Genomic DNA, 14,899 nt, shown 5'->3' on the forward strand with positions numbered 1-14,899 from the left:
CGCTAATTTACACTCTTTGAATGGAATATACCGGCCAGGTTATCTCAAAACTGGCGCCGGCAGGTACGTTATCTTTTACGACGATCGTGCCTCCATGCTGCTGTACAATTTTCCTGCTGAGGAACAATCCGAGCCCGGATCCTTTTGCTTTACGCGTATTTTCGTTGCCTATACGATAAAACTTCAGGAAGATCCGTTCCCGCTCGTCTGCCGGGATGCCCGGCCCCTCGTCTGTTACCTTCAGTTTCAACATGCTGCCGCTGCATTCTTCCAGCGTTACATTTATCACCGTATGCCTGGGGGCATATTTAACAGCGTTTTCTACCAGGTTGCTCAGCAGGATCTGCAACATGAACTTATCCCCATTGACCCACACGTCTGGCAAAATATGTGCCTGTATCGTATGTGTCGAAATGCGTGACTGCATTTCCCTGATGCCGGTTTCCAGCAGGGCAGAGAAATCTATGTCTTCCCGGAATAGCTGATAGCGTTGTCCCTCCATCTGGGATGCCAGGAGAATATTGTTACAGAGCTGGTCCAGCCGGTTGGTTTCCCGGATAGTGTTATCCAATAATTTTAGCCGCTTTTCCTCGTCCAGCTTGTGTTTCCGGAGCGTTTCCAGGTTTAGTTTCGCAGCTGCAATGGGCGATTTGAGTTCATGTGTCACCGCCATCATAAAATTCTGCTGCTGCTGGGATAAGCGCATTTGCTTCCAGATAGACCGGTATACGAAGAATCCTCCCAGTAATATGATAGCCAGAAAGATAAGGCCTTCTCCGAAAAACATGACAGAACGTCTCTCTTCGGTGGTTTTAATCCGGTTCAATTCCTGATGAAACTCCACCGGATGTGCAATACTGTCAGTCCGGAGCATCAGGTTTTGCAGCTCAAAACGGGTGATCTGTTCACTCTGGTTGAACAGGAGTACGCCCCACCATACCAGCGCGAGGATGGTATATGCCAGTACAAAAAGATATACGAAGTGAATCCCACTTCGTCCCTCCATTTTACGGAATAGCTTTTTCATTGTTTCTCAACCCGGCTTTCTCAATCCGCAGGCCTACATTCATGATATCCGGCAACGGATTTTGCCGCATGTTTTGTTCAAAAGTAAACTTATACGTGCCCGCTTTGTTCAGGATAGCCTTCTGCTGGATGGGAATCTTATGTTCATAAATGTCATCCAGCCCGCTGCCCAGCCATTTGCCGGTCATATCTGCCAGCGGTAACTCTACCCGCTGTGCTACCGGTTTCTCACCCGGAAACTGTGTATGTACCTGCAACCATATATTGCTGAAAGGGTAGGAGTCTTTATGCCTCACATTTACATAAATATTGTAAAGGTACGCTGTATCCTGAGGCTGCACGGTCACCTCAAAAACAGGTTTATAAGCATAGGACCATTCATGTCCCGGAATATCCAGGTTCTTTTCATAGGTGTCCATCTTCAGCGGCTGACAGGCTGCTGTTACCAGCATTCCCGCGGCCACAATAATCCGGCAGAGTTTATTCATATGCTAATCACAATACGTTTTATATCTGAAGAACGATATCGTCGTTTGATTACAGTACGTTCAGCACCTGTTCTTTGGCCTTTTCCAGTTCATCTTTCATGAGCACTACCCATTGCTGGATATTGGCGTCATTAGCTTTGGAACCGGTTGTATTGATCTCACGTCCTACTTCCTGCAGCACGAAACCCAGTTTCTTTCCCTTTGAAGGATCTGCTTCTGCCAGGATCTCCTTGAAATAACGACAGTGATTTTCCAGCCTGATAAGTTCTTCGGAGATATCGAGTTTCTCCAGGTAGAAGATCAGTTCCTGTTCCAGGCGGTTCTCGTCCACATTTTCTTTCCCTACATGTTCCGCCAGTAAGCCCTCCAGTCGCTGACGCACCCTGTCCTTACGCAACGGGTCCAGTTCACGCACCTTTATACAATAGGATTCTATATTCTCTATGCGCAGCAACAGATCTGCCGACAGCATCTGTCCTTCGTCCAGGCGATGGGCATCCAGGTCAGTAACTGCCTGCTGGATCACTTTCTCCACTTCGAGCCATTCCTCTTCAGATATCTGTTCTGTAGCCGGCGATACCACCTCAGGCAGCTTCATCAGCACATTCAGCATGTCTTCCTGCGGCAGATTCAGTTCTGTAGCCAGTGATGTAATAGTGCTATGATAATATTTAGCCAGATCAGTATTAATGACCACCGGACGGGTAGCCCCGTTTTGCCTTATATTTACTGTCGCATCCAGGGTACCGCGCAAGAGGGTTTGCTGCAGCTGGTTGCGGATATCAAACTCGTAAGGCTTTAACAGCGGGGAAATCTTCAGGTTTACCTCAAACTGCTTACCATTGAGCGATTTTACTTCCACCACTATCGTGGTCTCGCCCTTGGTAGTTTCCGCCCTTCCAAAGCCGGTCATTGATTTCAGCATAATAGAGATTTGTAGGCAACAAACCTACCTAAATTAGCCCAAAGCACAAAGAATAGGTGCAAGCAAACAACAGCACGACACCATATAAGCTGCCAGGAAGCCACGTCGGGGCCTCTCCGTAACGGCTACTTAAACAGCATATCATACACTTCGCGTTGCCCCATTTCCCGCATCTGTCCTGGTTCCAGCCCTTCTACAGTGATACGGCCTATCCGGTAACGGATAAGTCTCAACGTAGGGAAACCAACAGCCGCCGTCATCTTCCTCACCTGTCGGTTTTTACCCTCGCTAAGCACTAACCTGATCCAGGGAGCAGGTATGAGCTTACGGAAACGGATAGGGGGATTACGTTCCGGCACCACAGGATCTGTTTCAAACAAGGCGGCCTGGCAACGCCGGGTCTGATATTGCTTACCGTCTACCGCGATCTTTACGCCTTGTTTCAGTTGCTGTATGGCTTCCTGTGTCACCGCCCCGTCTACCTGCACCCAATATTCCCTTTCATGGGCAAATTTCGGGTCCAGCAGCCTATGGGTCAGCGATTTATCGTTTGTGAGAATGAGCAGCCCCTCACTGTCATAGTCGAGTCTGCCTACCGGGTAAACATCTGAAGGCACCTTAAAATAATCTCCCAGGCTTTCCTTTCCTTCCTCTTTCCCGAAACGGGTCAGCACCTGGAAGGGTTTATATATAATATAATATTTAAGTGACATGCTCGAAGTAGTAAGGGAACGTACGCTTATTTTGGCTGTAAATTAGTAATTTTGCACACTGAAACTATGTGTACGCCTTTCCATAATGCTTCGTGTACGAATTGCCAGGACCGCTTTGGATCAATTTTGTTCAAAGCGGAGAAGTGCAATCTGGAAGAGATTGAGTCTGCCAAGGTATGTACCACATACAAAAAAGGCCAGATCGTATTCCAGGAGGGCGCTTATCCCTTCGGCATTTACTGCGTGAATACCGGCAAGATCAAATTGTCCCATTGTGGCGATGACGGCCGCGAGCAGATCGTCCGTCTCTGTAAACCCGGCGACATTATCGGCTATAAGGCGCTCCTCAGTGCAGAACGTTACACCGCATCTGCCATTGCCCTGGACGATTCCTCCGTATGTTTCATTCCCAAAGACCTTTTCATGAGCGTATTGCAGAAAGATGCCAGCCTTTCCCTGGAAATGATGCGCATCCTGGCAAGCGAGCTCAGAAAGGCAGAAATGAAGATCACCCACCTGGCCCAGAAGCCGGTACGTGAACGTCTGGCAGAAACCCTGCTTTTCATTAAAGAGACCTATGGCGTGGAACAGGACGGTTTTACCCTCAACGTCCGCCTCTCCCGCGAGGAAATCGCCAACCTGGTAGGTACCGCTACAGAATCGGCCATACGCCTGCTCTCTGAGTTCAAAAAAGACGGATTGATCGAGTTACAGGGTAAAAAGATCCGCCTGCTCAACACCGAAGAACTGACCCGTACCGCCAACCTGCAGGATTAAATTCCAAGTCTCAGGTCTAACCCCGGATGTTCCTCAACCTTTCTTTTAAGTCCATCCCTCTTCGTCGCTCCGCCGTCGCTTGTTCGTCCCTTGTTCGTCCATTCCTGGATTAGGATTTCCTGCCGTATTTAAGTTAGTACCCCTCATATAAAACCCAAACACTATGCGCTCAATTCCTTAGCATCAACTCCTTACAAAATAAGTATTTCCTATACTCTTTGTAAGTGCCCTACTATAGTGCATTCGGTGAGATAACCCATATATAACCCATATATAAGCCATATATGACCCATATATAACCCATATTTATAGAGATATGGGTTATATATGGGTTATATATGGGTATACAAAGGGTTATATATGAGATGTACAAGGGAGCTCTTCGGATCTCCACCCGTACCTGAAAGGTATTTCACGATGACATCTCCGGCCGCTGACAACGATCAGCGCCCCTTTTGATACCCATCATTGTCTGTCCCCCGCCTTGCGGGTAGTTTTGCCAAAATCCTTTATCATGGCAACAATCTCTGTCGCTCCCGATACCAAACTGCAATGTGCCCACTGTGGGGAAGACTGTCCGGACAGGAAAATAACCCTGGACGACAAGCACTTTTGCTGTGAAGGATGTAAACTGGTGTATGAGATCCTTAATGAGAATGGGCTCTGCGACTACTACACACTGAACAACAATCCGGGCCAGGCGCAGCGGATACCTGTAAGAAAAGATAAATTCGCCTTCCTGGACGACAAAAAAATACAGCAACAACTGATTCAGTTCCAGGACGATACACAAACACACATCACTTTCTATATTCCGCATATCCACTGCAGCTCCTGCCTGTGGCTACTCGAAAACCTGCACCGCCTCGACGCCGGCGTGCAAAGAGTGACCGTCAATTTTGCTAAAAAAGAGGCAATGATCATCTTCCGGCAGCAGGAAACATCTCTCAGACATATCGCGGAAACCCTGACCAGTATAGGATATGAACCCTATATCAGCCTGCAGGACCTCCGGCAGCAAAAGCCCCGCATACAAAGAGGACTGATCTACAGATTGGGGGTGGCCGGATTTTGCTTTGGCAATATCATGCTGCTTAGTTTCCCGGAATACTTTTCCCACTACGGTTATGCGGACGAAAAAATGAACCACATCTTCCGCTGGCTTAATCTTACACTGTCGCTGCCTGTCTTCTTTTACAGCGCACAGGTATTCTTTCGCTCCGCCTGGGGTGGCCTCAAAAGCGGCTTTCTGAATATTGACCTACCCATCGTACTGGCCATCATTGTTACCTTCGTCCGCAGCCTGACAGACGTTGTTACCGACAGCGGCGGCGGGTATTTTGACTCCATGACGGGTATTGTTTTCTTTATGCTCGTGGGGCGGATCCTGCAGGATAAAACCTATCAGGGATTATCTTTTGACCGCGACTATACCGCCTATTTCCCGATTGCCATTACCGTACTGAAAGACGGTCAGCAGGTACCTACGGCACTACCCGACATCAAAACCAACGATACTTTACTGATCCACAACCAGGAACTGATCCCTGCTGATGGGATCCTTGTAAAAGGTAACGCCATCATAGATTATAGCTTTGTAACCGGAGAAGCCGTTCCGGTGCAAAAAAGCCCCGGAGAGATCGTATATGCCGGCGGGAAACAACTGGAAGGGAATATTGAGATCCTGACGATCAAGGAAGTAGCGCAAAGTTATCTTACCAGCCTTTGGAACAGGGAGGAACTCAAAACGCCACAGGAGAAACCGCCCTCTTTCATTCACCTGCTGAGCCGTTATTTTACCTGGGTAGTACTCGCAATAGCCATTATTACGGCTACTTACTGGTGGGCACACGATCCGTCCCGTATATGGCCGGCAGTAACAGCGGTGCTGATCGTTGCCTGCCCCTGTGCGCTATTGCTGGCGGCTTCTTTCACCAATGGGCATATTCTCCGCATCTTAAGCCGGCATCACTTATATCTGCGGAATGCAGATGCAATAGAAAGGCTTGCTGATGTAGATCACATTGTATTTGATAAAACGGGGACATTAACCGGCAAAGCCACCTCCAGCGTATCTTATCAGGGTATGCCGCTCACCAAAGAGAAACTATGGGCTATCGGCTCGCTGGCCGCACAATCTACACATCCGCTCAGTAAAATGATCGCGTCTTTTTGTGGTAAGGATGAAACCCTGCCTATCAGGAATTTCAGATCAGTACCTGCGAACGGCATCAGCGGCTGGGTACAATATAATTTCATCCAACTGGGTAATGCAGCATTTACAGGCACCACCAACAAAATAGATACGGCCGGAAGCACCGTGTATGTAACTATTGACGGACAACAGACCGGCTGTTTTATCATCCGCCATCACTACAGGGAAGGCATTCCCGCATTGTTGCAACACCTGCAGAGCAAGTATGCATTATCGTTGCTATCGGGCGATAATGATGCAGAAGCAGCTTATTTACAGGAAATGATGGGATCTGCTGCCAGCCTGCATTTCGCGCAACAACCTGCTGACAAACTGGGGTATGTCCTGTCGCTGCAGAAACAAGGCCATCGCGTACTCATGATCGGAGATGGTCTGAATGACGCGGGTGCATTAAAGCAAAGCGATGTCGGCATATCACTGACGGAAAACAGTAACAACTTCACACCCGCCAGCGACGGCATTCTCGAAGCAGATCAGCTGATACAGCTGCCTCGTTTTATCAGGACCTGCAGGAACAACAAGCGTATTATTATCTTCACTTTTATCATCTCTCTCTTATACAATTTCATCGGTTTATTCTTTGCCGTACAGGGTATCCTGTCTCCGCTCACCGCTGCCATACTCATGCCCGCCAGCTCCATCAGTATTGTACTGCTTACTTATGGTTTGAGCGAATGGATGGACAGACCATGATATGAATCAGTACCCGCATTGAGCAGCATCATCGTATCCGCATGCACGACAGGCTAGCTTTGCTCATAGAATTTAAAACCAAATATTATGAGCGTGATCATCATACTTCTCGGAGCCAGTCTGTTGGTGGCCATCTTCTTCCTCGCTGCTTTTATATGGTCAGTAAAGAGCGGACAATTTGAAGATGATTTCTCCCCTGCACACCGTGTGCTGTTCGAAATAAAACCGGCTGAAACAGGCTGCAAGTCGGGGAAGGCATGCAACAACACAAACTGCAAATCACGCATCTGCGACCACCATTGATTTTCCTTTCTATACTATCAACTCATCTCTTATCATTCGTAATTGAACAAACATGTCTCTCGAAAAATTTTCGTACGATAACCGTACCGTGAAATGGTTTGCATACGCCTGTATCGGCTGGGGGCTGATCGGTATGCTGGCCGGGTTGTGGGCCGCACTGGCGCTGGTGCTGCCCGACCTTAACCTGGGTTACGCACCTACAACATTTGGTCGTTTAAGACCCGTACACACCAATGCTGTCATTTTCGCTTTTGTGGGCAATGGCATCTTCATGGGTGTGTATTATTCATTACAACGCCTCTGTAAAACACGCATGTTCAGTGATGTATTAAGTAAGATACATTTCTGGGGATGGCAGGCTATCATTGCCGGAGGCGCTATTACATTATTCGCCGGCTGCACTACCGGTAAGGAATATGCAGAACTGGAATGGCCTTTTGATATCGCTATTACCCTGGTCTGGGTGGTGTTTGGAGCCAATATGCTGGGCACTATCCTTCGCCGTCGTGAAGCGCACCTGTATGTCGCTATCTGGTTCTACATCGGCACATGGGTAGCGATTGCCATGCTGCATATTGTGAACTCGTTCGAGATGCCGGTATCCTTCCTGAAAAGTTATTCCTGGTATGCGGGTGTGCAGGATGCCCTGGTTCAATGGTGGTATGGACATAATGCCGTGGCCTTCTTCCTGACCACCCCTTACCTGGGATTAATGTACTATTTCGTACCTAAAGCGGCCAACAGACCTGTATATTCCTATCGCTGGTCCATCATTCACTTCTGGGCGCTGATATTCATTTATATCTGGGCCGGACCGCACCACCTTTTATATACAGCCTTGCCTGAATGGGCACAATCGCTGGGTACCGTATTCTCCATTATGCTGATCGCACCTTCCTGGGGCGGTATGCTGAATGGTTTGCTCACGCTGCGTGGCGCATGGGATCGCGTGAGAGAAGATGCTATCCTGAAATTCTTTGTGGTAGCGCTGACCTGTTACGGTATGGCTACGTTCGAAGGCCCTATGCTGTCGCTGAAAAATGTGAATGCTATCAGCCACTATACCGACTGGACCATCGCACACGTACACGTTGGTGCATTAGGTTGGAACGGGTTCCTCACATTCGGTATCCTGTACTGGTTATTACCCCGTCTTTTCACCACTGAATTATATTCCCGCAAATGGGCGAATACTCACTTCTGGCTGGGTACACTGGGTATCATTTTCTATGTGATCCCATTATACTGGGCCGCTTTCACGCAGAGTATGATGTGGAAGCAGTTCACACCGGAAGGACAGCTGAAATTCCAGTTTCTCGAAACAGTGAATACCATCGTTCCAATGTATGCACTACGTGGCTTAGGCGGCGTACTGTATATCGGCGGTGTGATACTGATGATCGTCAACCTGGCCAAGACCGTACGCCGTGGCTCATTTGTAGCAAATGAACCCGCAGAAGCAGCGCCATTACCTAAAGTGATACATACTCACGGTAAAACGCACTGGCATAACTGGATTGAGCGCAGACCCATACAGCTGGCGGTTTTCAGCCTCGTAGTAGTAGCAATAGGTGGTATTCTCGAAATGGTTCCGACCTTCCTGGTGAGAAGCAATATTCCTACTATCACCAGCGTGAAACCATATACGCCGCTTGAGTTGCACGGCCGTGATGTATATATCCGCGAGGGTTGTTATACCTGTCACTCACAGATGATCCGTCCTTTCCGCGATGAAGTAGCGCGCTATGGCGAATACTCCAAAGCCGGTGAATTTGTATACGACCATCCTTTCCAGTGGGGCTCAAAGAGAACAGGACCAGATCTGGCCAGGATAGGAGGAAAATATCCTCACTCATGGCACTACAATCATATGCTCGACCCTACGTCTATGTCTCCGGGTTCTATTATGCCGCAATATCCCTGGTTATTCGATGATAAAACAGACAAGGCAAAAACGCCTGCTATGATCAATGCCATGCGCAAACTGGGCGTACCGTATCCCGCTGGTTATGAAGCACAGGCCAATGCAGACATGGCTAAACAGGCGCAGGAAATAGCAGCATCATTGAAGAAGGATAAGCTGGAAGTAGCGCCAGACAAAGAGATCGTAGCGCTGATCGCTTACCTGCAACGCCTGGGTGCTGATATCAAAAATCCTGTGATAGCAGAGAAAAAATAATCTGATCAATTGTAAATCTTAGTAGATATGAAATTCATCAATTACCTGCAATCTATTACAGGTGTAAGTATATACCCGCTGGCTTCCCTCTGCATATTTACCTTATTCTTTTTGGTGGCAGCATTCTGGGCATTCAAGGCTGATAAAGGCATGATAGACCATATACGGAACATCCCGCTGGATGACCGCTGATCGCAGCATGCTCATTTTATCATTTCCTAATCGCAACATTATGAACAAGAAATCAATCACTATAACCGGCTTACTCCTTTTTACCCTATGCCTGCTGAATAGCCTGCCGGCAGCTGCACAATACAAGCCAACTCCGCCATCGGAGCTGGGGCATCCGGTGGCTATTGTACTGCTGACGGTTATTGTAGGTCTGCTGATCGCTATTGCCATACTCGGCAGCGCTGTATTCAGCGCCATGGACATCTACCGGGAACGCGTAAAAAGTGAAAAAGGTAAAACGATCGTTTCCATCGCGATCCTGGTAGCAGGGCTCTTTTCTTCTAACAGTCTGCTGGCACAGGAAGCAACTGAAACCGCGAAACCTGCTGTCACCAATATCATCAGCGGACTGTCTGATACCTCTTTTTACCTGCTGGTCTCTGTTATCTCTCTGGAGATCATGATCATTATATCCCTGCTGTATACGCTGCGTGTACTGCTAGGTATTGAAAGGAAAAAGAAGGTGGCCGCTCCCGGCAAACCTGTAGTACACTGGTTTGAAAAGCTCAACAAAACCAAAACACTGGATGCTGCTTCAGAAATGGAAGAAGATATGGGGCATGATTATGACGGTATCCGTGAGCTGAATAATCCCACACCGCCCTGGTGGAGATGGAGCTTCTATTTCAGTATGGTGTTTGCCGTTGTGTATGTCTGGCGTTTCCAGATAGCACATTCCGCACCCTCACAGGTGGAAGAACTGGCCATTGCAGAAGCTGCGGCAGCAGAGGCGAAAGAAGAATACCTGAAAAATGCGGCCAATAATATCGATGAAAATAGCGTAACGCTGCTGACTGGCGCAGATGATATTGCCGCCGGACAGAAACTGTTCTCCACCAATTGTGCAGCATGCCATGGACCTCAGGGCCAGGGCGTTGTAGGACCTAATCTGACAGATGATTACTGGTTACACGGAGGGCAGGTAAAAGCCGTGTTCAGCACTATTAAATATGGTGTGCCGGAAAAGGGGATGAAGTCATGGAAAGACGATTTCTCTCCTAAGCAACTGGCGCAGCTGACCAGCTATATCAAGAGTATACGTGGCTCAAATCCACCGAATCCGAAAGAGCAACAGGGCACATTAGAAAAAGAATAGACCAGATTTAAGTAAACATATTTCGTGATGGAAGAATCGTTCAGAGACAGCCTGGCGACTGTTGACAAACAAGGAAAACGCAGTTGGATCTATAGCCAGAAGCCGAAAGGTAAACTCTATAACGCGAGGAGTGTGCTAAGCTTCCTTTATTTCCTTGCGTTTTTTGCCGGCCCATTCATTCAATTGAATGGCCGGCCCTTGTTTTTATTTAATGTCGTGGAAGGCAGATTTATATTGTTTGGCGCTATATTCTGGCCACAGGACTTCTTTATATTCGGCTTAGCCATGGTGGCGTTCATTCTCTTCATAGTAGTATTCACCATGGCATTCGGCCGCTTGTTCTGCGGATGGGCATGTCCGCAGACGATCTTCATGGAAATGCTCTTCCGCAAAATAGAATACTGGATAGAAGGTGACGCATCTGCCCAGAAACTTTTAAACAAAGCACCCTGGAACACAGATAAGATAGTGAGGAAGACTGGTAAGCATGTGCTCTACTATATGTTGTCCTTCCTGATTGCCAATACCTTCCTGGCCTATATCATCGGCATCAATAGTTTACTTGAAATAATAACAGGTCCGGTTACGGAACATACCACCGGCCTTGCCGCCATGATCGTTTTTGCAGGCGTATTCTATGGCGTGTTTGCCTTCTTCAGGGAGCAGGTATGTACCGTAGTATGTCCTTACGGACGCCTCCAGGGGGTACTGCTGGATAGAGATTCAGTAGTGGTAGCATACGATTATACAAGAGGAGAGCCCCGCGGGCATTTCAAGAAACAGGTGGATAACAACCTGGGCGATTGTATAGACTGCTATCAATGTGTAAAGGTATGTCCAACTGGTATAGACATCCGGAATGGTACACAGCTGGAGTGTGTAAACTGTACTGCCTGTATTGATGCCTGCAACTTCATGATGGAAAAAACAGGGCGCCCCCTTCACCTTATCCGCTATGCATCTGAGAACGGGATCGCCAACAAACAACCTTTACGCTTTACCACCAGGCTTAAATTGTACAGTTCTGTACTGGTAATACTACTTACTGCCATCACCTGGATGCTGGTAAGTCGTAAACCAGTAAGTGGTACCATCATCCGTACAGCAGGTATGTTGTACCAGGAAAGGGGAGCAGACAGCATCTCTAATCTTTACCGGATCAAACTGGTCAACAAAACAGCCAGCGACATCCCGCTCAGGCTCCGGCTGGAAGATGCCCCTGGCAAAATAGAACTGCTTGGTCATCAGCAGATAGTCGTAAAAGGCGAACAACAGGGCGAGGGCATCTTCTTCGTGATATTGCCCCGCACTGCCATAAAAAAACGTAAAACCACTTTACATATCACACTATATGCAGGAGACAAAAAGGCGGGCACCATCGGTACCACCTTCCTGGGACCTGCGCAGTAATTATATATCCTTCATCAAAATATTCAAGTCATGAACTGGGGTCATAAAATCATTATCGTATTCATCCTTTTTGCGGCAGGTATCCTCACGCTGGTAACTAAAAGTATGCGTACCCGCATAGACATGGTTACGCCTAACTATTACGCGGAAGAGCTGAAATATCAGCAGGTGATCGACGGCAGGAGAGAAGCGCTTTCCCTTTCTGCACCTGTCAGCATCAACCAGTCAGATAAGGCTGTAGGTATTCTTTTTCCTGCTGAAATGCAGGGCATTTCTTTGACAGGCAAGGTGCTGTTCTACCGCGCATCAGACTCCCGCCAGGACGTCTCTGTACCGCTCCAACCCAATGAAAACGGGCTGGTGCTGGTCAGTAAGGAGCGGTTTCAGAAAGGCAATTACCGGGTGCAGTTGCAATGGGAGGCGAAAGGAAAGTCTTATTACCAGGAAAGTTTTGTAACCGTTAACTGAAACAGATTATGCTCCTGACATTCCTATATGCCTTATCGCTGGGCTTTATTGGCAGCTTTCATTGCATCGGCATGTGCGGGCCTATCGCGCTCACACTGCCGGTGCAACATCTGGACGGCGTACGTAAGCAGGTGGGCATCCTGCTGTATAACGCAGGAAGGGTGACTGCTTATGCCGGCTTGGGCCTTGTTTCCGGATGGCTGGGCAGGCAATTCTTCCTGGGCGGCCTGCAGCAATGGCTGTCTATTCTGCTGGGAAGTGTAATGTTGTTGCTGATCGTGTTACAATATGGCTTTCGTCATCAACGCTTCCCGCTGAATACAGGTTTTTATACCCGTCATATCAAAACAATGCTGGGCAATCTGCTGCGCCGTCAGCAACAGCATACATTGTATGCAATTGGCTTCCTGAACGGTCTGTTGCCCTGCGGCCTGGTATGGTTTGCCATTACGGGTGCTGTAGCTACGGGTAGTTCCCTGCAGGGCGCTCTTTTCATGGCCGCTTTTGGTACGGGTACATTACCTGCAATGATCGCGCTTAGCTGGTTCAACGATCTTATCAGTATACGCGTCCGTAACCGCTTACGCCGCTGCATCCCATATGTTATCACCGTAATGGCCGTTCTGCTCATTATGCGCGGGCTTAATCTGAACATTCCTTATGTCAGCCCTGCATTGACCACATCCGAAGAAAAAGTATCCATACACTGCTTTAAACCATCCTGACATGCAACTCATCAGAAAATATAATACCGCTGCTCCCCGCTATACAAGTTATCCGACGGTTCCTTACTGGGACGAACAGCGTTTCAATATCGACACCTGGAAGCAGACTTTACTGCAATCATTCCGCGCCACCAACCATACTGAGGGCATCAGCATTTATATACATCTTCCTTATTGTGAACAATTGTGCACTTATTGCGGCTGCAACAAACACATCACTGTCAATCATGGTGTAGAGGCACCTTATATACAGTCTGTTCTCAATGAATGGGAGCTTTACCTGCAGCTGTTTGAGGAACGTCCCCGTATCAGGGAGATCCATCTGGGAGGAGGAACACCGACCTTTTTCAGTCCACAGAACCTGCATAACTTACTTTCCCGGATATATCTGCATGCCGACCTGTTGCCAGATGCCACACTAAGCTTTGAAGGCCATCCCAACAACACCACGAAGGCGCATATGCTGACGCTTTATAATCTTGGTTTCCGTCGTATGAGCCTGGGCATCCAGGACTTCGATCCACGAGTACAGGACATCATCAACCGGATACAACCCTATGAGACGGTAGCAGAGGTTACCGCCACTGCACGAGCTATCGGTTACACCTCTGTCAACTATGACCTGGTATATGGGCTTCCGCTTCAAACCATGGTAAGTGTAGGAGATACGATTAATAAAGTCATGCAGTTAAGACCGGACAGGATCTCCTTTTACAGTTATGCGCATGTTCCCTGGGTAAAAGGTGTGGGACAACGGCGTTATTCTGAGGAAGATCTTCCCAAAGATGAAGAAAAGAGAGCCCTCTATGAGCTGGGTAAAACGCTGTTCGCACAGCATGGCTATACAGAGATAGGGATGGACCACTTTGCACTGTCTCATGACAGCTTATACCATGCCTGCAATCAGGGTTCATTACACCGGAACTTTATGGGATATACCGATCACCATACTTCACTGATGATCGGCCTTGGCGCATCCTCAATAGGAGACAGCTGGTATGCATATACACAGAATGAAAAGCGGATCGCTATATGGCAACAGCTGGTGAACAGCGGACAGTTCCCTGTGGTGCGCGGTCATATTCTGGATGGGGAAGACCTGCAATTGCGCGGCCATATTCATGCCCTCATGTGCAGTTTTAAGACTACCCTGAGCGAGGCAGACAAGAGAAGTACTGTTATAACAGAAAGCCTCGAAAGGCTTCAAGAGCTTGAGAAAGACGGGCTGGTACACATTACGGAAGATGCAGTATCTGTTACCGGGAAAGGCAGGCCTTTTATACGCAATATCTGTATGGCTTTTGATGCCCGCTTATGGAAAAAGCTACCACAATCTCAACTGTTCAGTACTGCTATCTGAGGTTCTCGCAGCTTATTCACTTCATTCTTATCACTTTATACCCGTTTAAATTATGTTACTGAAAGACGTGGTGCTTTTCCAGAAAATGGAAATTATAAACATCTGGTATATAGCGTAGGAAAAAGCGATTCCCTGTTCTTATCTGCAGAGATAAAAATGAGATTGCTGAATCAGCGGAAACACTTGCAGGGAAAGGGTTTTTCAGGGCATTAAAAAAGTCTGACCGTGTTTACAATCAGACTTTCTTGTTATGTGAATGGGTTAGTAAGTACAGGGAACAAAAATTCCCT

14 protein-coding genes are annotated in these 14,899 nt (G+C 47.9%); 10 read left to right on the forward strand and 4 right to left on the reverse strand.

Features of this window, described 5'->3' with window-relative positions; translation table 11 throughout:
- Positions 1-7: 7 nt before the first annotated feature.
- The 4 genes from L3C95_RS02965 to L3C95_RS02980 form a co-directional block, all read right to left on the reverse strand.
- Positions 8-1,027 (reverse strand): sensor histidine kinase, encoded by a 1,020-nt coding sequence (locus L3C95_RS02965; RefSeq protein WP_236385035.1) that lies wholly within the window; start codon positions 1,025-1,027, stop codon positions 8-10.
- Complete coding sequence (locus L3C95_RS02970) at positions 1,008-1,514, reverse strand: gliding motility lipoprotein GldH (protein WP_236385037.1); 507 nt, start codon at positions 1,512-1,514, stop codon at positions 1,008-1,010. The genes L3C95_RS02965 and L3C95_RS02970 overlap by 20 nt, the downstream gene beginning before the upstream one ends.
- Positions 1,515-1,563: 49 nt before the next feature.
- Positions 1,564-2,439, reverse strand: coding sequence for a YicC/YloC family endoribonuclease (locus L3C95_RS02975; RefSeq protein WP_236385038.1), 876 nt, complete (start codon positions 2,437-2,439; stop codon positions 1,564-1,566).
- Positions 2,440-2,564: 125 nt separating this feature from the next.
- Positions 2,565-3,152, reverse strand: coding sequence for a pseudouridine synthase (locus L3C95_RS02980; RefSeq protein WP_236385040.1), 588 nt, complete (start codon positions 3,150-3,152; stop codon positions 2,565-2,567).
- A gap of 51 nt (positions 3,153-3,203) precedes the next feature.
- On the opposite strand from L3C95_RS02980, the gene L3C95_RS02985 reads away from it, so the two are divergent.
- The 10 genes from L3C95_RS02985 to hemN all read left to right on the forward strand — a co-directional run bounded on the left by L3C95_RS02985 (position 3,204) and on the right by hemN (position 14,609).
- Entirely contained in the window at positions 3,204-3,929 is a 726-nt protein-coding gene (locus tag L3C95_RS02985) for a Crp/Fnr family transcriptional regulator (RefSeq protein WP_236385041.1), read from the forward strand.
- 514 nt (positions 3,930-4,443) lie between these two features.
- Complete coding sequence (locus tag L3C95_RS02990) at positions 4,444-6,837, forward strand: heavy metal translocating P-type ATPase (RefSeq protein ID WP_236385042.1); 2,394 nt, start codon at positions 4,444-4,446, stop codon at positions 6,835-6,837.
- A gap of 87 nt (positions 6,838-6,924) precedes the next feature.
- Complete coding sequence (gene ccoS / locus L3C95_RS02995; RefSeq protein WP_236385043.1) at positions 6,925-7,140, forward strand: cbb3-type cytochrome oxidase assembly protein CcoS; 216 nt, start codon at positions 6,925-6,927, stop codon at positions 7,138-7,140.
- A gap of 52 nt (positions 7,141-7,192) precedes the next feature.
- Complete coding sequence (gene ccoN, locus L3C95_RS03000) at positions 7,193-9,319, forward strand: cytochrome-c oxidase, cbb3-type subunit I (protein WP_236385046.1); 2,127 nt, start codon at positions 7,193-7,195, stop codon at positions 9,317-9,319.
- Between the two features lie 27 nt (positions 9,320-9,346).
- A complete protein-coding gene (locus L3C95_RS03005) occupies positions 9,347-9,511 on the forward strand; it encodes a CcoQ/FixQ family Cbb3-type cytochrome c oxidase assembly chaperone (RefSeq protein ID WP_236385048.1) in 165 nt (54 codons plus the stop codon).
- A gap of 40 nt (positions 9,512-9,551) precedes the next feature.
- Positions 9,552-10,646: a cbb3-type cytochrome c oxidase N-terminal domain-containing protein gene (locus L3C95_RS03010; RefSeq protein ID WP_236385049.1), complete on the forward strand. Its 1,095-nt coding sequence runs from the start codon at positions 9,552-9,554 to the stop codon at positions 10,644-10,646.
- 27 nt (positions 10,647-10,673) lie between these two features.
- Positions 10,674-12,056: a cytochrome c oxidase accessory protein CcoG gene (gene ccoG / locus L3C95_RS03015; protein WP_236385051.1), complete on the forward strand. Its 1,383-nt coding sequence runs from the start codon at positions 10,674-10,676 to the stop codon at positions 12,054-12,056.
- A 30-nt stretch (positions 12,057-12,086) separates the two neighbouring features.
- Positions 12,087-12,524, forward strand: coding sequence for a FixH family protein (locus tag L3C95_RS03020; RefSeq protein WP_236385052.1), 438 nt, complete (start codon positions 12,087-12,089; stop codon positions 12,522-12,524).
- An 8-nt stretch (positions 12,525-12,532) separates the two neighbouring features.
- Positions 12,533-13,249, forward strand: coding sequence for a sulfite exporter TauE/SafE family protein (locus L3C95_RS03025; protein ID WP_236385053.1), 717 nt, complete (start codon positions 12,533-12,535; stop codon positions 13,247-13,249).
- A 1-nt stretch (position 13,250) separates the two neighbouring features.
- Positions 13,251-14,609, forward strand: a complete 1,359-nt coding sequence (hemN, locus tag L3C95_RS03030) for an oxygen-independent coproporphyrinogen III oxidase (protein ID WP_236385055.1) — start codon at positions 13,251-13,253, stop codon at positions 14,607-14,609.
- The last annotated feature ends 290 nt before the right edge of the window (positions 14,610-14,899 follow it).

Origin of the sequence: Chitinophaga filiformis (genome assembly GCF_021646545.1) — a bacterium.
Taxonomy (GTDB): domain Bacteria; phylum Bacteroidota; class Bacteroidia; order Chitinophagales; family Chitinophagaceae; genus Chitinophaga; species Chitinophaga filiformis_A.

Coding starts and splice junctions, on each gene's coding strand:
- L3C95_RS02965 (WP_236385035.1), bottom strand. CDS start 1,027: ATGAAAAAGCTATTCCGTAAAATGGAGGGACGAAGTGGGATTCACTTC.
- ccoG (WP_236385051.1), top strand. CDS start 10,674: ATGGAAGAATCGTTCAGAGACAGCCTGGCGACTGTTGACAAACAAGGA.
- L3C95_RS02980 (WP_236385040.1), bottom strand. CDS start 3,152: ATGTCACTTAAATATTATATTATATATAAACCCTTCCAGGTGCTGACC.
- L3C95_RS02990 (WP_236385042.1), top strand. CDS start 4,444: ATGGCAACAATCTCTGTCGCTCCCGATACCAAACTGCAATGTGCCCAC.
- L3C95_RS02975 (WP_236385038.1), bottom strand. CDS start 2,439: ATGCTGAAATCAATGACCGGCTTTGGAAGGGCGGAAACTACCAAGGGC.
- hemN (WP_236385055.1), top strand. CDS start 13,251: ATGCAACTCATCAGAAAATATAATACCGCTGCTCCCCGCTATACAAGT.
- L3C95_RS03005 (WP_236385048.1), top strand. CDS start 9,347: ATGAAATTCATCAATTACCTGCAATCTATTACAGGTGTAAGTATATAC.
- ccoN (WP_236385046.1), top strand. CDS start 7,193: ATGTCTCTCGAAAAATTTTCGTACGATAACCGTACCGTGAAATGGTTT.
- L3C95_RS03025 (WP_236385053.1), top strand. CDS start 12,533: ATGCTCCTGACATTCCTATATGCCTTATCGCTGGGCTTTATTGGCAGC.
- L3C95_RS03010 (WP_236385049.1), top strand. CDS start 9,552: ATGAACAAGAAATCAATCACTATAACCGGCTTACTCCTTTTTACCCTA.
- L3C95_RS03020 (WP_236385052.1), top strand. CDS start 12,087: ATGAACTGGGGTCATAAAATCATTATCGTATTCATCCTTTTTGCGGCA.
- ccoS (WP_236385043.1), top strand. CDS start 6,925: ATGAGCGTGATCATCATACTTCTCGGAGCCAGTCTGTTGGTGGCCATC.
- L3C95_RS02970 (WP_236385037.1), bottom strand. CDS start 1,514: ATGAATAAACTCTGCCGGATTATTGTGGCCGCGGGAATGCTGGTAACA.